Genomic DNA, 17,671 nt, shown 5'->3' on the forward strand with positions numbered 1-17,671 from the left:
CTCTTCATTGCCTTCGGCGAGCCTCTTGGCGAAACGATCGGAAGCGGCTATGTGTCGGGCCGCGTGGTCCCGTAGCTCAGTAGGATAGAGCGGCAGATTCCTAATCTGTAGGTCACAGGTTCGATTCCTGTCGGGATCACCAGCAGCCACGATCAGTCCGTGAGGCGCCCACGAAACAACGTGGTGCCGTCGGTCAGCTGCGACCTGGAGATATCCCGGAACCCAGCCTCGGCCATCCACCCGCGATACTGACCTTCCGTGTACGATTCGCCTGCGCGGTAAAGGTTCAGGAAGGTGAGATTGAGAAAGACACCCTCAGGCGGGCCGAGACGGTCGTCATCGACGACACCCCACCCCGCAATTGCGATCTCGCCTCCTTGGGTGAGGCAACGCGCCGCGTTCAGGATCGAACTGCGCGCCTGGTCCGGCGGCAGGACCTGGACGACGGCCTTCAGGATCGCCAAGTCATGCAGGCCGGTCGATGGCGCGACCGTTATGTCGCCTTCTTCGACAACCACATCGCCGGCACCGTATTCCGACAGGGTCGCTGGTGCGACCGCCGCGACCGTCGGGAGTTCCATCAATGTCGCCGCAATATGCGGCCATCGCTCGCGAAGACCGACCAGAATGGTCCCGGCGCCGCCGCCGATGTCGATCACCGAACGGACCGCCGAGAGGTCCAGCTCGCGGGCGAGATTTCGGCCGAAAATCACCCCTCCCGGTGCGAGCATGCGGCTGAAGGCCGCTGCGGATTCTGGCCCCGCTTCGGAAAAGTCGTGCAGCGCGGCCGGCCGGTTCTGCCGCAGCGACTCTGCGGTCAAAAGGTCGGCTCCCCAGAGTTCGCGCAGCAGCACATGATCGCCGCCGCGATAGGTCGGCTTGGACGCGTCGAGAAACTCCGACGCTTCGGCTCCGTTGCGAAACTGACCATCCTTGACGTCGAGGAGACCGATGCTGGCGAGCGCGTAGAGGAGCCGCGACAGACGAGCGGGCTCGACTTTGAGCGCTGCCCCAAGGCTGTCGGCAGTCGCAGCATCGCCGCCGAGCCGGGTGAAGATGCCAAGGTCCAGCCCGGCACGAAGCGCCAAGGCAGGGGGCACCCCTGCGATCAGCTTGTCGATCCGATCGGAATCCACCATGTCATATCCCGTTGTGCGATCCAGGATCGACTTTGAACAGCTCGGCCAACCTCGTCAAATCAGTTCACCAGCGCGCCGCTCTCCGCGTCGAGCAGGTTCAGCTTGGCGGTATCGGGTTCGACGTAAAGCGTATCTCCGGGGCCGGCGCTGATCCTACCAGCGCCCGCGACCGTTGTGCGCCGGCCCGGCATACCTCAAAAATCCGGCTGTGATAATGGCTGGTCGCGCCTTCGAACGCTACGCAGGCAAGGCCAGCAGCGCCAGTCCGGCCAGCGCCGAGCCGGCCAATGTCGGCAGCATGCCGATCCTCAGTTTCAGCATGGCGACCATGGCGGCTGCCGCCAGCAACGCGGCACGCCAGTCCAGCGACGACAGCACCGGCACCTCCATGCCCAGGCAAACGCGGTGCACCGCGCCGAAGACGACATGCAGTGCGAACCACAGCGCAAGGTTCATCACCACGCCGACGACAGCCGCTGTGATCGCACTCAGCGCCGCCGACAGTGCCTTGTTGCCGCGCAGCGCCTCGATGTAGGGGGCACCCAGAAAGATCCAGAAGAAGCACGGCACGAACGTCACCCAGAGCGTCAGCAATGCGCCGAGCGATCCGGCCACAAGCGGTCCCATCGCACCGGCGTGCCGGTAGGCGGCGACGAAGCCGACGAATTGCAGCACCAGGATCAATGGTCCCGGCGTCGTCTCGGCCAGGCCAAGCCCATCGACCATTTCACCCGGCGCCAGCCAGCCGAACGACGTCACCGCTGCCTGCGCGACATAGGAGAGTGCGGCGTAGGCGCCGCCGAATGTGACCACCGCCATCAGGCTGAAGAAGCCGCCAAGCTGTGCCCAAACACTGGCAGGGCCGGTCAGCGCCAGGATCAGTACGACCGGCCCGAGCCAGATCGGCAGCCAGATCGCGATGGTGCGCGGCGCGTGCCATTTCGTCGGCTTGGTGTGAGCGAGTTCGCCGCGTTCGAACATGACGTCGACGGCGCCCCTGACATCGGGCAAATTGTCCTTGCCGCGTGCGGCTCCGGAAAAACGCGCCGGTGCCAAGCGGTTGCCGATCCAGCCGGTCAGCCCTGCAACCAGGATGATCAGCGGAAACGGCAGCCTGATGACATAGATGGCAAGGAACGCGGCCACCGCGATCGCCATCATCACCCGGTTCTTGAGCGCCCGTTTGCCGATGCGGAGGACCGCCTCGACGACGACGGCCAGCACCGCCGCCTTGATGCCGAAAAACAGCGCCTCGATGACGGGCGCATCAATGTAAAGCACGTAGAAGATGCTGAGGCCCAGCATGACAAACGCACCGGGCAGCACGAACAGGATGCCGGCAACGAGGCCGCCGGCGGTCCGGTGCAGCAGCCAGCCGATATAGATGGCGAGCTGCTGTGCCTCGGGGCCTGGCAGAAGCATGCAGTAGTTGAGCGCATGCAGGAACCGCTGCTCGCCGATCCAGCGGCGATCCTCGACCAATTCCTTGTGCATCAGCGCGATCTGTCCGGCCGGCCCGCCGAAGGAGAGCAGGCCGATCCTTGCCCACAGTTTCGCGGCTTGGCGGAAGGTCGGGACTATCGGAGCCTCGGTAGCCTGTGCATCGTCGTCCGCGGGGAGGGCGCTCATGGCGTTTTGCCCGCGCTGGGCCAATTGTGGGTTTCGTCAGTGGCATCGCGGCACCATCTGAAGAACGCATCGTAGAGCAGCATGCCGGCATCAAGCTGTTCGAGATCGTCGCGGAACATGCGCGACAGCCCGAGCGATGCAGCGAGGAACCCGGCCGCCTGCGGTACGAGATCGAGGCGCGCCGTATCGGCTGCACGCACGATCAGCGCAAGGCGATCGAGCGCTTCGGACCGCAACCCGAACTCTTCGATCATCGTGTCGAAGGTGCAGCGCTCGCCGCGATGGCTCCAGAACACGTCGTCGATGTCGAAGGCAACCGCCCCAAACCGATCGGCGGCCGCCAGCACTTCAGACGGCTCGACAAACAGGAACACCGCCGAGGGATCGACGAAGCGGCGGATCAGCCAGGGACAGGCGATGCGGTCGACCTTGGGGCGGGCACGCGTCACCCAGACCGTGCGGCCCTTGTCGTCGCGGGGCGGTATCTTGTCGGCCTTGACCAGAAGTCCCTTGGCCGCCTGCCACGCCTCGAAGCCGCCTTCAAGGGATTCGGCAGCAATGCCCTCATGGCGCAGCCATGCGGCAACGCCTTGCGAGAGCTTCAGCCCCTTCTGGCAGATGACGACAGCATGAGCCCCCGTGAACTCGGCCGCCCAGCTCGAAACAGACTTGAAGTCGCGCCGGCACGAGGCCGGAAGCAGCCGCGGATCGGCGTCGTAGTCTTCGTCGATGCGGACATCGACAAGAACAGGCGCGTCGGACAGACCGACAAGGCGGGAAAGCTGCGCTACGGTGATTGCGGTTGTTGACGGCATGGCGTCCACCTCCAGAGTGAGAGTTTGGACGCGATCATTGGGCTGACGCCTCACGGGGTCGTCGCGAAGGAACCCCTTGCCACAATGCTGGATTGATCCTTCGTCTTTGTCAAGGAAAGAGCGGCGCCGGGGGACCGCGCCTACTGCGCCGTCCAGCCGCCATCCATCGGCAAAGTCGTGCCGGTAATCTGCCTGGCCGAGTCCGAGCACAGAAACAGCGTCAGCGCGGCGAGCTCCTCCACGGTGACGAATTGCTTCGTCGGCTGTGCCGCCAGGAGCACGTCGCGCTTGACCTGTTCCTCGGTCATGCCGCGCGCCTTCATCGTGTCGGGGATCTGCCTTTCGACCAGTGACGTCCAGACATAGCCGGGCGCGATGGCGTTGACGGTGATGCCGTCCTGCGCGACTTCCAGCGCTACCGTCTTGGTCAGACCCGCTAGGCCGTGCTTGGCCGAGACGTAAGCCGACTTGAACGGCGAGGCGACCAGTGCATGCGCCGACGCGGTGTTGATGATGCGGCCCCATTTGCGCGCCTTCATGCCGGGCACCACGGCCTTGATCGCGTAAAAGGCGGCAAGCAGATTGATGCGGATGATGGCTTCCCACTTGTCGTCGGGAAACTCCTCGATTGGCGCGACATGCTGTATCCCGGCATTGTTGACCAGAATGTCGAGGCTGCCTAAGGCCTGCTCGGCTTCGCGCACCATGGCGGTCACCGCTGCGCCGTCCATCATGTTGGCGCCGGAGTAGCGGCACTGGACGCCGAAATCCTTCTCGATGCCGGCGCGCTCCTGTTCGATCGCCGCGGCTTCGCCAAGGCCGTTGATCGTGACGTTGGAGCCCTCGGCGGCAAGGGCGCGGGCAATGGCCAGGCCAATGCCGCTGGTCGATCCGGTGACGAGCGCATTCTTCGAAGAAAGGGAACCCATGGAGATCTCGCGACTGTTAGGAGGACTACAAAGGCACATAGTTTGTGCGCCGCAACATGACAATGCCATAACCATATGCCGGCGCCATCACAGCCCTAAAACGCGCTTTGCCGGCCTCGCCGAGCGCCGTCTCAAGGCTGACACGTCAAGGCTGGCACGGCAGTGTTATGGTGCGGCGCAACATAGTCGGCCGCGCATTCGCGCAGTCATTCCTGAAGCATCGATCCAACGAATCAGGGGGGCTGTAGCTTGAAATCGCCGATGTCGTGATGCGTGCCTATGCCATGCCGCTCACTAACCGTCCTTTCCGCCCGGCCCGTATCGCTTCTTCGACCGCGACGCCCTAAGCTATCCCGCAATCTCCAGTAGGGCCGATACCAGCAAGTGGCGTTCGTCGGCGGACAGCACGTCGGAATCGAAGAGGTTCATGCTGCGCAGCCCTTCGATGGCCAGAAAGCAGACCAGCAGCGTCTTGAGGTCCGGCGTCTCGCTCTTCAGCCGCTGCAGCAGCTGTGACTTGAAGGCTTTTATCGGCGTCAGGAAATCCGGATCCTCGGCGATCGCCGAGAATATCCACGAAGCCGTCGGCTTCGGCTCCTCACAATCATCCGCCGAGAGCCGGATATAGGTGGCGAGCAGGCTCTCGCCGCTGGCGCCGGCGACACGGCCCGATTCCAGCGCCAGCTCGAACGCGCGCAGGTAATTCTCCACCAGGCCCTGCATCAGTTTGGCCTTGGTCGGAAAGTTATATAACAGGCCGCCTTTCGACACGCCGGCGCGGCTGGCGACGGCGTCAAGCGACAGGCTGCCGGGACCGGTCTCGCGTGCGACATCGGCGGCGGCGGCGAGTATCTTGTCGCGCGAATTTGCCCTTTGGGTCTTCATCGATCCCTTCCCCCGCACCAGCCTAGGCGGAATTGACAAGACCGTCCAGACGGTACAGTAAGTTCGCCGTCATTTGTAATCGGGACCTGGCGTCGATAAGTGTCCCGCTATTCGGCTATTTTGCCGGTCACCGGCCGAGGGGACAGTTCGTGAAGCGCTTCATCTCTATCACCGCAATTCTGCTTCTGCTCGCTCTGGTGTGCGTCGGCGTTGTCGGCTTCAACCTGTTCCGCGACAACGCTATCAAACAGTATTTCGCCACCATGAAGCCGCCGGCGACGACCGTATCGACGGTTGTCGTCAAGCCTTCCGACTGGACGCCGGGCGTCGAGGCGATCGGCACGGTACGCGCCGTGCGCGGTGTCGACCTTACCGTCGAGACCAGCGGCATCGTCAAGGACATCCTTTTCCATGCCAACCAGAAGGTGCCGGTCGATTCGGTCCTGCTGCAGCTCGACGATGCCGTCGAACGCGCGGATCTGGTCGCGGCCAAGGCGCAGTCCGTGTCCGACAAGACGGCGCTCGAACGCGCGCTGGAGCTGCAGCGGCGCGGCGTCGGCACGGATGCCACGCTCGACACCGCTCAAGCCGCTGCATCGGCCTCCGCCGCGCAGGTCAACAAGCTGCAGGCCGTGCTTGATCAGAAGCAGCTGACGGCGCCGTTCGCCGGCACCGTGGGCATCCCCAAGATCGACCTCGGCCAATATCTCTCGCCCGGCAACGCAGTGGTGACCTTGCAGGATCTGGACACCATGCGGGTCGATTTCTCGGTACCCGAACAGCAGCTGCCGCTGCTCAAGATAGGCCAGGCGGTGCGGCTCGGCCTCGGCGGCACCGGCGGCGGCGCCGACATGCCGTTTGCCGGCTCCATTCGCGGCATCGATCCCAAGATCGACGCTTCAAGCCGCCTGGTGTCCGTCCGCGGCGAGGTCGCCAACCCTGACGGCAAGCTGACGCCCGGCCAGTTCGTCCAGGTTCGCGTCGAGCTGCCGCAGGAGAAAAACATTCTGTCCTTGCCGCAGACGGCATTGACGTCGAGCCTCTATGGCGACTTCGTCTTCGTCGTCGTTCCGGCGAAGCCGGCGGAAGGCGCCCCAGCCGCGAAACCCGAGGAAAAGCCTGCCGCGGGGGCCGACGCAGCAAAGCCGGCGGCAGATGCAAAGCCGGCAGACGCGAAACCGGCTGCCGAAGACGCCGCGGCGAAGCCCGCGGACAAGCCGGCTGTCGACCCCGCGAAGCCCGCGGCAGAACCGGAAAAGCCGGCGCTCGTGCTGTCGCAGGTGTTCGTGAAGCCCGGCCGCCGCAACGACGGCATGGTCGAGATCATCGAGGGCATCAAGGCCGGTGACGAGGTCGTCACCGCCGGTCAGAACCGTCTCTTCAACGGCATGTCCGTCGCTGTCGACAACACCATTGACCCCAGCAAGTCGGCTAACCAGCAGGCTCAGCAATGAACTTTTCCGACATCTTCATTCGCCGGCCGGTCCTCTCCACCGTCCTCGCCTGCATGATCCTGCTCCTGGGTTTCCAGGGCATCTTCAACCTGTCGATCCGGCAGTATCCCAAGGTTGACGAGACGGCGATCACCATCACCACCGCCTATCCCGGCGCCAGCGCCGACCTGATCCAGGGCTTTATCTCCGCCCCGATCGCGCGGGCCGTCGCCTCGACCGAGAACATCGACTACGTCACCTCGTCCAGCCGGCCGTCTTCGAGCACTGTGGTCGTCCAGATGAAGCTCGGCTCCAATCCGGATGTCGCGCTCACCGAGGTCCTGTCGAAGGTGCAGGGCGTACGCGGCACCTTGCCGGATGCATCCAAGGACCCGGTCATCGTCAAGGGCACCGGCCAAGAGTTCGCGATGATGTACATCTCGATGCAGAATCCGAACATGAGCAAGGAGCAGCTCACCGAATATATCGAGCGCGTCGTGCGGCCCCGCATGTCGACGGTCGAAGGTGTCGCCGACGTGCAGATCTTCGGCGCCGAGGAATATTCGATGCGGGTCTGGATCGACCCGGTCAAGCTTGCTGCGCGTGGCGTCACCGCCGCCGAAGTGCTGGCGGCGATCAACAACTCCAACTTCCTGTCGGCGCCCGGCAACACCGAGAACGAATATGTCGTCTCCTCGATCACGGTTCGCTCGACGCTGCAGACGCCTGAGGCCTTTGCCGAGCTTCCGCTGCGCTCGACGGACGGCCAGGTGGTGCGCTTGCGCGACGTGGCGCGAGTCGAGCTTGCCGCCGAGAGCACCGACACGAGGGTGAGCTTCAATGGCAAGCCCGGCACCTTCCTCGCCATCTTCCCGACGCCGGCCGCCAACCCGCTGACAACGGCGGAGGCGATCCACAAGATCGTGCCTTTGATTCAAGAGACGCTGCCGAAAGGCATGACCATCGAAATCGTCTACGATTCCACCGAACAGATCAGCGCCTCGATCGATGAAGTGTTCAAGACCATCGCCGAAGCCGTCGCCATCGTCGTCGTGGTCATCCTGTTGTTCCTCGGCTCATTCCGCTCGGTGATGATGCCGATCGTGACCATCCCGCTGTCGCTGGTCGGCGTCTGCTTTCTTTTGTTTGCGGTCGGCTATTCGATCAACCTTCTGTCGCTGCTGGCCATGGTGCTGGCCATCGGCCTTGTCGTCGACGACGCTATCGTGGTGGTGGAGAACATTCATCGCCACATGGAGGAGGACCACATGTCGCCGATGCAGGCGGCCTTCAACGGCATGCGCGAGATTTTCTCCGCCATCGTGGCCATGACCATCACGCTCGCCGCCGTGTTCGCGCCGCTGGCCTTCACCGGCGGCCTGACCGGCGCGCTGTTCCGCGAGTTCGCGGTGACGCTCGCCGGTTCGGTGGTGCTGTCCGGCCTCATAGCCGTCACCATCACGCCGATGATGGCGGCGCGTCTGCTCAAGGCGGGATCGCACAGTCGCTTCCAGCGCGTCGTCGACGGAACCTTCAGCCGTGTCGAGCATGTCTATGAGCGGGCGGTCACCGCCTCCTTGAGAAATCGACCGGTGACACTGCTGATGGTCGTGGCGCTGGTTGCGCTCACCGGCTTCATGTTCACCAAGACCTCGAGCGAACTGGCGCCGGAAGAGGACCAGGGCTTCCTGTTGTCGATCGTGACGGCACCGCGCTACGCGACCTCGGACTACACCGAGACCTACGTCAACCAGATCCTCGGCCTGGTGAAGGACATTCCCGAAACCAGGGCGCAATTCTCTGCCGTTGCCTTTGGCGGCGCCACCAACGGCGCCTTTGTCGGCTTCGCCTTCAAGGATTGGGCCGAGCGCCAGCGCAACTCAAAGGAGCTTCAAGCCGATATCCAGGGACGCCTCGGCAAGGTGGCCGGCGTCGAGGCCTTCGTCTTCGCGCCGCCGACGCTGCCGGGCTCCGGCGGCGGCCTGCCGATCTCCATGGTGGTGCGCTCGACCGGTGGTTCCGCCGAGGTCTACGAGGCGGCCGAGCAGATTAAGAACAAGGCGCAGGCCTCCGGCCGCTTCATCGTCGTGCAAAACTCGATGTCCTTTGACGCTCCGCAGGTGACGGTGACCATCGACCGCGACCGCGCGGCGGCTCTCAACCTGCCGATCGCCGACATCGGCCAGACGCTGACGCTGCTGGTCGGCGGCGCCGAAGTGGCTCAGTTCGACCGCGACTCCAACAGCTACGACATCATCCCGCAGGTGCCGAAGGAATTCCGCGACAATCCCGAGAAGCTCGGCGAATATTTCGTGCGTAGCGTGACCGGCGAAATGGTGCCGCTTTCAGCGGTAGTGAAGATTTCGACCAACGCCGCGCCGGCCGCGATCGAGCAGTTCAACCAGCTGAACTCGGCGACGATATCAGCGCTGCCGCTTCCCGGCGTCACCACGGGCGACGGGCTGCAGACCCTGGAGAACCTTGCCAAGGAGAGCCTGCCCGATACCTTCTTCATCGATTATTCCGGCCAGTCCCGGCAGGAGAAGGAGCAGGGCAACACGATCCTTATCGCGTTCGCAGCCGCCGTAATCGTCATCTATCTGGTGCTGGCGGCGCAGTTCGAAAGCTTCCGCGACCCGCTGATCATCATGATGGCGGTGCCACTGTCGATCTTTGGCGCCATCGTGCCGCTCAATCTGGGGCTTGGAACGCTCAATATCTACACGCAGGTCGGCCTGATCACACTGATAGGTCTGATCACCAAGCATGGCATTCTTCTGGTCGAGTTCGCCAACCAGCAGCGCGAGCTGCATGGCATGAGGCGGCGCGATGCGATCGTCGCCTCGGCCAAGGTGCGCTTGCGGCCGATCCTGATGACGACAGCGGCGATGGCGCTCGGCGTCGTGCCGCTGATCGTGTCCAGTGGTGCTGGTGCGGCGGCGCGCTATTCGATGGGCCTCGTGATCTTCACCGGCATCCTGGTCGGAACCATGTTCACCCTGTTCGTGGTGCCGATGTTCTACACCTTCATCGCCAGCAAGGACCTGCCGCACCACGCCGAAAAGCCAGACCCGAAGCTGATGCCGGTGCACGCGGACTGAGCTGCGAACGGCGTTAGCGAACAAACGAAAAGAGGCCGGAAATTTCCGGCCTCTTTTTTGACTGGATTGATTTACCGCGAAGCTCTGATGGAGCTTCAGGCGGGAACTTGCGGTGCGGCATGACCTGGCCGGCTGCGCTGCACCATCGCTCCAAACGCAGTCTGCTACTTGACGATGACGATGCTGGTGTTGGTCGGGCCGAAGGTTTCGACCAACTGGTAGAAGTCGGCGGCATTGTCGGGATGCAGCCGCACGCAGCCATGCGACGCCGGCCGTCCCAGCCGCTTGATGGCGTTGGTCGCATGCACGGCGTAGCCGCCGCTGAAGAAGACCGAATGCGGCATCGGCGCGTTGTCGTATTTCTTCGAATGCCACATCTCGTGCATGCGGGTCGGCTTGAACGAGCCGGTCGGCGTGACATGCGCACTGTCGCCGGTCGAGACCTTCCAGGCGAAAGTCGGCCGGCCATCGACCAGCACTTCCATGGTCTGCTGCGACAGCGAAACACGCGCCACGATCTGGTTTGCCGCGGCATGGGCGGTGCTGTTGGCGGTGCCAAGCAGAAGCGCGGCGCCGCCGGCTGCGGCGGTGACGTTGATGAGTTTGGCGGAAATGGCTTTGTACATGATGGCTCCTCTTTGCCGGTCCTGCCGGCGTCAATTCGGTGGCCGCCTTATCCCCGCGCCATGTTTCAGACTGACTTCGCTGAGGCTCGTTTGTGTTTCGAATCTGTTTCCTCTGGTTAACAAGCAAGGTGGACAAGGGAAGCGTGCTCCGCCTTCGCTGCGCACTCCCGATCACGCACCGCGCCCCCAAACGAAAGTGCTGATGTCCTTATATGAAAGAAGATTGGCTTCGCTCGAAACCGACTTGCAACAAAGCGCGGCCTGGGCGGCATGATCTGGTTACAGGCTCGCGGCACAGTCATCCCAACGAGAACAGCCGGCGCCAACGAAAATGAGCATCAAATCGACCACCCTGTCCTGGCTCTTCAGGATAAGCATCGCCGCATTTGTCGTCGGCGGCATCGGCACAGTAGCCGGCACCCCGATGACGAAACTGGCGGTGATGAATTCGGGTGAGATTTCGACGCTGCATGCCGCGCTGTTCATAGCCTTGGTCTGGATTGTCTCCAGTCTGCGCATCAACCGTCTCAGGGCCCTCTGGCGGGTCGGCCTCGGGTTGAAGTGGATGCGCGGCCCCTCCGGCAACTTGCTGCCGAGAGGACCGAAGGCCCGCGTCGCAACGGGGGGCTCCGTGGGCGACGCGGGCACTTCGGGTTTATCCTGAAGCACCCGCGGTTCTGATTTTTGGGGACAACCGATGAAGACGAAATCTGCAGCCTCCGTGCTTTCGGTACTGCTCTATGCACAAGGCCTGCTCGGCTTTGCCGGTCTCGCCACGGTTCTCCTGAAGGACCGCGCGCATGCCGCCAGCGAAATCGTAGTCGCCAGCGAATTGCCGTCGGGACCATCGCTTCTGGTGGTGCGCTGACGCCTATGCATGGCGCCCGAGATTGCGCAGCTTTTTTGGGCGAGCCGAGGAACAATCCAGCCTCCCGACCCTCAGTCGGCGCGCTGCGTCGGCGGGTCGAACCGGTAGCCTGCGCCGCGTATAGTTGTGATGGTTTCGGTGTCGAGCTTGCGGCGCAGCCGCACGATGCGCGAATCGATCGAGCGGTCGAAGGCATCGGCATTTTCGGCGGGCGCCGCCGCAATGATGTCGTCGCGCGTCAGCACCTTGCGCGGGCTGGCCAGAAACAGCCTGAGCAGCGCCACCTGGCCCGGCGACAGCTGTTCTTCCGTACCCGAACGGTGCATGACGATGGCCGACCGCAAATCGACGGTGGCATTTTCCAGCACGATCAGTTCCTGGGCGGACCTGCCGCGCCGCGTCAGCAGGCCGCCGATGCGCGCGGCAAGCTCCCTGACATTGAGCGGACTTTCGACGACATCTGCGGCGCCAAGCTCGAGCGCCAGCACCTTGTCGACCAGATCGGCCGGCCGGCAGATCAGGATGAAATCCGGCCCCGCCTTCCCGTCCGCGCTCTGGCCGCCGCCATAACGCCTGAGCAGGTCCCGCCCTTCCGCCTGGCTGAGGCTGTCGCCGACGATGACGATATCGATGCCTCCGGCCGAAAGCAGGGATTCAGCTTCCCAGGGCTGCCGCGCCTCGCGCACGTCATGGCCGCGCCGGTCGAGATGATCGGCAAGATCGCCGGCCACCACATCGGCGACGGAAACCAGCGCGATGACGGATCGTGCAGCCATGTTTTTCTTCCCGTTCCCCCGCAACCGGATATGAGTGCTGGACATCATGTTTATACCCAATCTACTTTCCGCTGAAAGCGGGAGCGAGGCCATAGTGCGGGCACGGATTGTCATCGTCGAGGACGAGCCCGATCTCCGGGACGCGGTCGCCGAGTATCTCGGCGCCAACGGCTACGATGTGACCCAGGCCGGAAGCGCGGCCGAGGCCCGCGCCTTGCTGGAGACGGAATCGTTTCATTTGGCCATTCTCGACATCGCCATGCCGGGCGAGGACGGACTGTCGCTCGGCCGCTGGCTGCGCTCGAAAATACCGGTCGGCATCATCTATGCCACGGCTGCCGGCACCGCACTCGACCGCATTGTCGGGCTGGAGCTTGGCGCCGACGACTACATCGTCAAGCCCTACGAGTTGCGTGAGGTGCTGGCTCGTGTGCGCAGCGTGCTGCGCCGCGTTCCGCAGCCGAGCCCGCCCCAGGCGGCGAAGACACAAGCCGATGGCGGCCGCCGCCTGACCTTCGGCCCGTTCCAGGCCGACCTCGACGGCAGGCTTGTCACCGGCGCCAACGGCGCCGTCATCGACATGGCCAAGAGCGAGTTCGATGTGCTGGAGGTTTTCCTGACCCGCGCCAACCGGCTGTTGACGCGATCGGCGATCTCCGAGGCGATTGGTTTTGTTGAGGATCCTGAATCGTCGCGCGCCGTCGACATTCGCATCATGCGGCTGCGCAAGAAGATCGAAACCGATCCGGCCAATCCGAAATTTTTGCGCACAGTGCGCGGCGAAGGCTATATCTTCTCGCTGCCGACCGGTGACGGGCACTAGAGCAATTACAGGAAAAGTGTACGCGGTTTTCCGCCCGGAATTGCGTAAAAACAAAGAGATAGAGGCTTCTCCGTTTCCGTGAAACGGTGAAACGCTCTAGCAATTCCAGGAACAGTGCGTAGCGATTTCCGTTCGGGATTGCATTGAAACATGGAGCGTTTCACCTTTTTCGTGAAATGCTCCATAGCTGCCTAATTCGACGGCCCTTTACTGATGGCTGACATGACCGCTGAACCAGCACCACGTATGGACCCGCAAGGCGCTCGCCAGAGCGCCGCGATGGCGGCTGTGCGCGTCGTCCGCCGGTTGCGCGATGCCGGCGACTGGCAGCGCGAGATGGAAACCATCCTCGAAACGCTCTGCAGCGCCATGAATTGCCAGCGCGGCATCCTGTTCAGGCTGCGCGAATTGCCCGGCCAGGGCTTCGCCCAATCGGTCGCCGCCTACTGGATCGATCCTCGCTTCGGCGGCGAACTGGCTTCGCCGACGGTGATCATGCAGTCGATCGTCGATACCGATCCGCTGCTGGAGCGGATTGGAGAGGACGAGCGGCAAGGCAAGATCTTCGCCGGCCATACGCGCGATCTCGACGGGTTCCTCAGGGCCGATTTCGAAAAGCAGCACATCAAGTCGTTCCTGTCGGTATCGGTGTTCGCGCACGGTCATCTGTGGGGCACGTTCGCGGTCAATGACTGCCTAAACGAGCGCGAATGGACCGAAGAGGAAGAGGCGACGATGCACATCATCGCGCTCGCCATCGGCGACGCCATCGAGCACTCGCCGTCCGACGCCCATGCCAGCGAAGTCATCCGCCGCACCATGCTGCAGGCGTCGCTCGACGCCATCATCGTCATCGACGAGACCGGCTCGATCATCGAATTCAATCCGGCCGCCGAAAAGATGTTCGGCTATCAGCGCAGCGACATCCTCGGCAAGGACCTGCTCGATACCGTGGTGCCGGAATATTACCGCAAGGGCTATGTCTCGGGCGCCGAATACATGTCTGGCCGCGGCGCGCCGATGGTTGGCCAACGGCTTGAGACCGTGACACAGAATGCGGCCGGCGAGGTGTTTCCCATCGAATTGACGGCGACCGAGATGCGGGTGGCTGACCGTCAGCTCATCTTCGGTTCGATCCGCGATCTGCGCGATAAGCTGCGCGCCGAAGAAGAGATCAACCGCCAGCGCGAAAAACTGCACCAGAACGAGAAGATGGCGGCGATGGGTTCACTGCTGGCCGGTGTTTCGCACGAGCTCAACAACCCGCTCGCCGTGGTCGTTGCGCAGTCGACGCTGCTGCATGAATTCGCCACCGACCCGCAGACCAAGGTTCGCGCCGAGAAAGTGCGCGCCGCTGCCGAGCGCTGCGGCCGCATCGTCAAAAGCTTCCTGTCGATGGTGCGCCTGCATCCGGCGGCGCAGGCCGAGACCGATCTCAACCAGGTGATCCGCGCCGCACTCGAAGTAACCGCCTATGGCGCACGCTCGAGCGGCATCATCATCGACACCGATTTCGCGCCCGGCCCGCTGCTGGCGATGGCCGATGCCGACCACGTCACGCAGGTGGCCGCCAATTTCCTGATCAACAGCCAACACGCTCTGGCCGGTATCGGCGGCGACCGCCTGATCAAGGTGCGGACATTCCGCAGCGATCGCGGCAACCCCGGGTTTTCGGTCGAGGACAACGGACCGGGCATTCCCGAGGCGATCCGCAGCCGCATCTTCGAATCCTATTTCACCACCAAGCCGGTCGGCGTCGGCACCGGCATCGGCCTGTCGATCTCGAAATCGATCGTCGAGCGCCACAACGGCAATATCTGGTTCGAGGAGGTGCTGCCGCGTGGCGCGCGCTTCGTCGTCCAGCTGCCGGTAATCACCGGCGGCGCGGCAGCAGCCGGCGACAGCCCGGCTCGTTCCAGCGGCTTGCGCCATGCGCTGATCATCGACGACGAACCCGACGTCGCCGGCTCCCTCTCCGACATCCTGGAACTGATGGGTATCAAGTCGCGGGTCGTGCCGGCCTGGACGTCGGCGGCGGCGACCTTGACCGGCCACATGCCGCCAGACATCGTCTTTTCCGACTTGCGCATGCCCGGCACCAGCGGCATTGCCATCTACCGCGAATTGCTCGCCGACAACCTGGCGCTGGCCAAACGCTTCGTGCTGGTCACCGGCGACCTGATCGGCGCCAAGGCCGAGATCGAAGCCTTGCCGGCGCCGCAGCGCCCGCAAATCCTGGAAAAGCCGTTCTCGACGCTGGACGTCCGCGGCGTACTCTCGGCAATAGCCGACCAGGTCGCCGCCGCCGGCTAAGTTTTCGGAAGCACCCATGTAGGGTCTATCGAGATTCGGGTCAGGCCGAGTCGAGAATGGTGGTTCCCGAGAACCGGAGCGGAGCGTACTTGAAGTACGCGAGCACCGGAAGCGCAGGGAACCTCCATGCGCAGGCCGGCCTCACCCGAATATCGATAGGCCCTAAAAAAGAGGCTCCCGACCGAGGGAAGCGGCGGGAGCCAAGAACGAGCGCGGGAGGAAGCGCTCGGGAGGTTCAGAAAACGTTGGGTGTCGTGGTCAGCGGCGCTGCGTTGGCGATCATGCGGACGGAACGCGCCTTGTGCACGCCGGACTGGGCGGCGATGACGCGCAGGCACTCCGCGCTCTCGGCGCCCCAGGCCTGACCCTGGCAGGCAAAATCGATTTCCGGCTCCGGCAGCCGGGCGGTCTTGATGGTGGTCGGCGCGCCCTGGACAACATTGGCCGGCGGGTTGAGCGAAGCGAAGGCCGGACCGGAAGCCGGTGTCAGGAACATGACGGCCAGAGCGCAGGCGCCCAGCATGGAGAACATCGCAACCGGATGGTCGCTGGCGCGCTGACGCAGTGCCAGTTTGGCGCGTCGTTCGTTGCTGGTGATCTCGACTTTCGTATGCATTGCTGCTCCCCTTCGTTTTCTTATGAAACGAACCTAAGCGCGCCTGGTAACGGGCGAATGGTGCGCTTGGCTTGCCCGCGTAACAGGTTTGAAACAAAAAATTCGGGCATTCCGGACAGATCCGGTCATGTGCCGACGGCAAGATGCGTTTGCGAAGCTGTTTCATGCGGGCAATCAAATGTTGACGACAGGCGGGCCGCGAACGCACCAAGCCCGCTTCCTGTCGGCCGCACTATGAACAAGCTCACACTGCGGATCGAATTTGCGGACGCCAGGTATTTTCGTCTCGGAGCGGGCCGTGTTTTCAAGCTCGGCACGGCCAAATCCGCATGCCGGACAGCTATTTCACGCCCCCGGTTAACGCCCGGATATTCCGGGATTTTCTGGCTTTCAGCTGGTCCTGTTGTGCCGACTTGAAAAGTTGAGATTTCTACAAGCCATTGCATTTCAATGTAAAATATGGTTTTATTGAATGAGTATTCAATAAAAGAAGAGCTTTTTTATGAACCCGCATCTCCGTGACGTGGCGATCCCTAATGATTGGGACCGGCGGGGTCTGCCGGGCTGGAGTTATCACTCCGACGCGCTTCTCGAACTTGAGAAGGAATACGTCTTCCGCAACCATTGGCAGATCGCCGGCCATGTCTGCGACGTGCCGAATGCCGGCGACTATCTGACTATGGACGTGGTCGGCGAGCGGGCGCTCATCGTGCGCGGCAAGGACGGCGTCGTGCGCGCCTTCAACAACATGTGCCGGCATCGCGGCAGCCGCGTCGTCGCCGACAGCCAGGGCACCTGCAAGAACGCGCTGGTCTGCCCGTTCCATGGCTGGGTCTACAATCTCGACGGCACGCTGCGCGGCGCCGCCCGGCCGCGCTCCTTCCCCGAGCTCGACAAGACCGAATTCGGCCTGATGCCGCTCGACCTTGAGATATGGATGGGCTTCATCTTTGTCCGCTTTCGCAAGGGCGGCCCGCAGCCTTCGGTGGCCGAACTGTTGAAGCCGATCGAGGCCGAGATGGCACACTACAACGTGGCCGAGATGGTGCCGTCCTGGGGCATCTGGACACAGAAAACGCCGGTCAACTGGAAGTCGGTGCGCGACGTCGACAATGAAGGCTACCACGTCGCCATGGCGCATCCGGCGCTGCAGGATCTCTACGGCTCGACCTATTTCGACGAGCCGTTCATCAACGGCGTGTCGCGCTCGTTTGCCACCTACAATCCGCATGCCGGCCGGCGCTGGAGCGTGCGCGAATACATCAAGCTCACGCCCGATGCCTCACACCTGCCGGAGCATCTGCGCAGGGCCTGGATCTATTACGGCATCTTCCCCAACAACGCGCTGTCGATCATGCCGGAATCGGTGCAGTTCTATCAGGAGTTCCCGCTGTCGACCGGCGAGACGCTGCTGCGCGGCGCCATCTACCGCTACCCCGACGAGACCCGGGAACAGGCGGCCGCCCGCTATCTCGCCTACCGCATCGACCGCGATACCATGAACGAGGACGTGCAGCTTTCCGTCTGGTCAAACGAGTCCATGATCTCGGAGGCCTTCGAGGGTTTTTATCTCTCCGACCTCGAATACGGTGTGCGCACCCACCACGACCATCTGCGCAAGCAGATCCCGGTGCTGGGCCTGGAGACGGCGCCGGAGGAGAAGGACATGTGGAACCTCAATGAGGCTATGCGCTCGCAGGTGTAGGGGCGGAACTGCC

The 17,671-nt window shown here is 63.3% G+C and carries 15 protein-coding genes and 1 tRNA gene; 8 read left to right on the forward strand and 8 right to left on the reverse strand.

Features of this window, described 5'->3' with window-relative positions; all coding sequences use genetic code 11:
• Positions 1–65: 65 nt before the first annotated feature.
• Positions 66–142, forward strand: a tRNA-Arg gene (locus NKI06_RS07100).
• A 10-nt stretch (positions 143–152) separates the two neighbouring features.
• Here NKI06_RS07100 and NKI06_RS07105 read toward each other — a convergent pair.
• The 5 genes from NKI06_RS07105 to NKI06_RS07125 form a co-directional block, all read right to left on the reverse strand.
• Positions 153–1,139 carry a methyltransferase gene (locus NKI06_RS07105; RefSeq protein ID WP_352984622.1) on the reverse strand — a complete coding sequence of 329 codons (987 nt, stop codon included), beginning with the start codon at positions 1,137–1,139 and terminating at the stop codon, positions 153–155.
• Between the two features lie 237 nt (positions 1,140–1,376).
• Positions 1,377–2,768, reverse strand: coding sequence for a chromate efflux transporter (gene chrA, locus NKI06_RS07110; RefSeq protein WP_352984624.1), 1,392 nt, complete (start codon positions 2,766–2,768; stop codon positions 1,377–1,379).
• A complete protein-coding gene (locus NKI06_RS07115; protein ID WP_352984626.1) occupies positions 2,765–3,583 on the reverse strand; it encodes a chromate resistance protein ChrB domain-containing protein in 819 nt (272 codons plus the stop codon). The genes chrA and NKI06_RS07115 overlap by 4 nt, the downstream gene beginning before the upstream one ends.
• A gap of 140 nt (positions 3,584–3,723) precedes the next feature.
• On the reverse strand, positions 3,724–4,512 hold the full coding sequence (locus NKI06_RS07120; RefSeq protein WP_352984628.1) for a 3-hydroxybutyrate dehydrogenase: 789 nt from the start codon (positions 4,510–4,512) through the stop codon (positions 3,724–3,726).
• A gap of 348 nt (positions 4,513–4,860) precedes the next feature.
• Positions 4,861–5,397 (reverse strand): TetR/AcrR family transcriptional regulator, encoded by a 537-nt coding sequence (locus tag NKI06_RS07125; protein ID WP_023670057.1) that lies wholly within the window; start codon positions 5,395–5,397, stop codon positions 4,861–4,863.
• Positions 5,398–5,546: 149 nt separating this feature from the next.
• Here NKI06_RS07125 and NKI06_RS07130 point away from each other — a divergent pair, with 149 nt between their 5' ends.
• Positions 5,547–6,851: an efflux RND transporter periplasmic adaptor subunit gene (locus NKI06_RS07130; RefSeq protein ID WP_023670058.1), complete on the forward strand. Its 1,305-nt coding sequence runs from the start codon at positions 5,547–5,549 to the stop codon at positions 6,849–6,851.
• On the forward strand, positions 6,848–9,931 hold the full coding sequence (locus NKI06_RS07135) for an efflux RND transporter permease subunit (RefSeq protein ID WP_023696405.1): 3,084 nt from the start codon (positions 6,848–6,850) through the stop codon (positions 9,929–9,931). Before NKI06_RS07130 ends, NKI06_RS07135 begins: the two co-directional genes overlap by 4 nt.
• Positions 9,932–10,095: 164 nt before the next feature.
• Here NKI06_RS07135 and NKI06_RS07140 read toward each other — a convergent pair whose 3' ends face one another.
• Positions 10,096–10,557 carry a L,D-transpeptidase gene (locus NKI06_RS07140; protein WP_023683946.1) on the reverse strand — a complete coding sequence of 154 codons (462 nt, stop codon included), beginning with the start codon at positions 10,555–10,557 and terminating at the stop codon, positions 10,096–10,098.
• Positions 10,558–10,888: 331 nt separating this feature from the next.
• Here NKI06_RS07140 and NKI06_RS07145 point away from each other — a divergent pair, with 331 nt between their 5' ends.
• Positions 10,889–11,221 (forward strand): hypothetical protein, encoded by a 333-nt coding sequence (locus NKI06_RS07145; RefSeq protein WP_023670061.1) that lies wholly within the window; start codon positions 10,889–10,891, stop codon positions 11,219–11,221.
• A gap of 33 nt (positions 11,222–11,254) precedes the next feature.
• Positions 11,255–11,425: a hypothetical protein gene (locus tag NKI06_RS07150; RefSeq protein WP_023670062.1), complete on the forward strand. Its 171-nt coding sequence runs from the start codon at positions 11,255–11,257 to the stop codon at positions 11,423–11,425.
• A 71-nt stretch (positions 11,426–11,496) separates the two neighbouring features.
• Here NKI06_RS07150 and NKI06_RS07155 read toward each other — a convergent pair whose 3' ends face one another.
• The gene (locus NKI06_RS07155) at positions 11,497–12,201 is read right to left on the reverse strand and encodes a response regulator transcription factor (RefSeq protein WP_023670063.1); all 705 of its coding nucleotides are present in this window, start codon (positions 12,199–12,201) and stop codon (positions 11,497–11,499) included.
• 94 nt (positions 12,202–12,295) lie between these two features.
• Here NKI06_RS07155 and NKI06_RS07160 point away from each other — a divergent pair, with 94 nt between their 5' ends.
• Together NKI06_RS07160 and NKI06_RS07165 are read left to right on the forward strand one after the other, a co-directional pair.
• Positions 12,296–13,024 (forward strand): response regulator, encoded by a 729-nt coding sequence (locus NKI06_RS07160; RefSeq protein WP_023670064.1) that lies wholly within the window; start codon positions 12,296–12,298, stop codon positions 13,022–13,024.
• 222 nt (positions 13,025–13,246) lie between these two features.
• A complete protein-coding gene (locus tag NKI06_RS07165) occupies positions 13,247–15,337 on the forward strand; it encodes a hybrid sensor histidine kinase/response regulator (protein ID WP_023670065.1) in 2,091 nt (696 codons plus the stop codon).
• A 235-nt stretch (positions 15,338–15,572) separates the two neighbouring features.
• On the opposite strand, the gene NKI06_RS07170 is transcribed toward NKI06_RS07165, so the two are convergent.
• Positions 15,573–15,953, reverse strand: a complete 381-nt coding sequence (locus NKI06_RS07170; protein WP_023670066.1) for a hypothetical protein — start codon at positions 15,951–15,953, stop codon at positions 15,573–15,575.
• Between the two features lie 502 nt (positions 15,954–16,455).
• Between NKI06_RS07170 and NKI06_RS07175 the strand changes: the two genes are divergently transcribed.
• On the forward strand, positions 16,456–17,658 hold the full coding sequence (locus NKI06_RS07175; protein ID WP_023696407.1) for an aromatic ring-hydroxylating oxygenase subunit alpha: 1,203 nt from the start codon (positions 16,456–16,458) through the stop codon (positions 17,656–17,658).
• Positions 17,659–17,671: the final 13 nt, after the last annotated feature.

Origin of the sequence: Mesorhizobium sp. M0772 (genome assembly GCF_040320135.1) — a bacterium.
In the GTDB taxonomy this organism is placed as follows: Bacteria; Pseudomonadota; Alphaproteobacteria; order Rhizobiales; family Rhizobiaceae; genus Mesorhizobium.

Coding starts and splice junctions, on each gene's coding strand:
- NKI06_RS07105 (WP_352984622.1), bottom strand. CDS start 1,139: ATGGTGGATTCCGATCGGATCGACAAGCTGATCGCAGGGGTGCCCCCT.
- chrA (WP_352984624.1), bottom strand. CDS start 2,768: ATGAGCGCCCTCCCCGCGGACGACGATGCACAGGCTACCGAGGCTCCG.
- NKI06_RS07115 (WP_352984626.1), bottom strand. CDS start 3,583: ATGCCGTCAACAACCGCAATCACCGTAGCGCAGCTTTCCCGCCTTGTC.
- NKI06_RS07120 (WP_352984628.1), bottom strand. CDS start 4,512: ATGGGTTCCCTTTCTTCGAAGAATGCGCTCGTCACCGGATCGACCAGC.
- NKI06_RS07125 (WP_023670057.1), bottom strand. CDS start 5,397: ATGAAGACCCAAAGGGCAAATTCGCGCGACAAGATACTCGCCGCCGCC.
- NKI06_RS07135 (WP_023696405.1), top strand. CDS start 6,848: ATGAACTTTTCCGACATCTTCATTCGCCGGCCGGTCCTCTCCACCGTC.
- NKI06_RS07140 (WP_023683946.1), bottom strand. CDS start 10,557: ATGTACAAAGCCATTTCCGCCAAACTCATCAACGTCACCGCCGCAGCC.
- NKI06_RS07145 (WP_023670061.1), top strand. CDS start 10,889: ATGAGCATCAAATCGACCACCCTGTCCTGGCTCTTCAGGATAAGCATC.
- NKI06_RS07150 (WP_023670062.1), top strand. CDS start 11,255: ATGAAGACGAAATCTGCAGCCTCCGTGCTTTCGGTACTGCTCTATGCA.
- NKI06_RS07155 (WP_023670063.1), bottom strand. CDS start 12,201: ATGGCTGCACGATCCGTCATCGCGCTGGTTTCCGTCGCCGATGTGGTG.
- NKI06_RS07165 (WP_023670065.1), top strand. CDS start 13,247: ATGACCGCTGAACCAGCACCACGTATGGACCCGCAAGGCGCTCGCCAG.
- NKI06_RS07170 (WP_023670066.1), bottom strand. CDS start 15,953: ATGCATACGAAAGTCGAGATCACCAGCAACGAACGACGCGCCAAACTG.
- NKI06_RS07175 (WP_023696407.1), top strand. CDS start 16,456: ATGAACCCGCATCTCCGTGACGTGGCGATCCCTAATGATTGGGACCGG.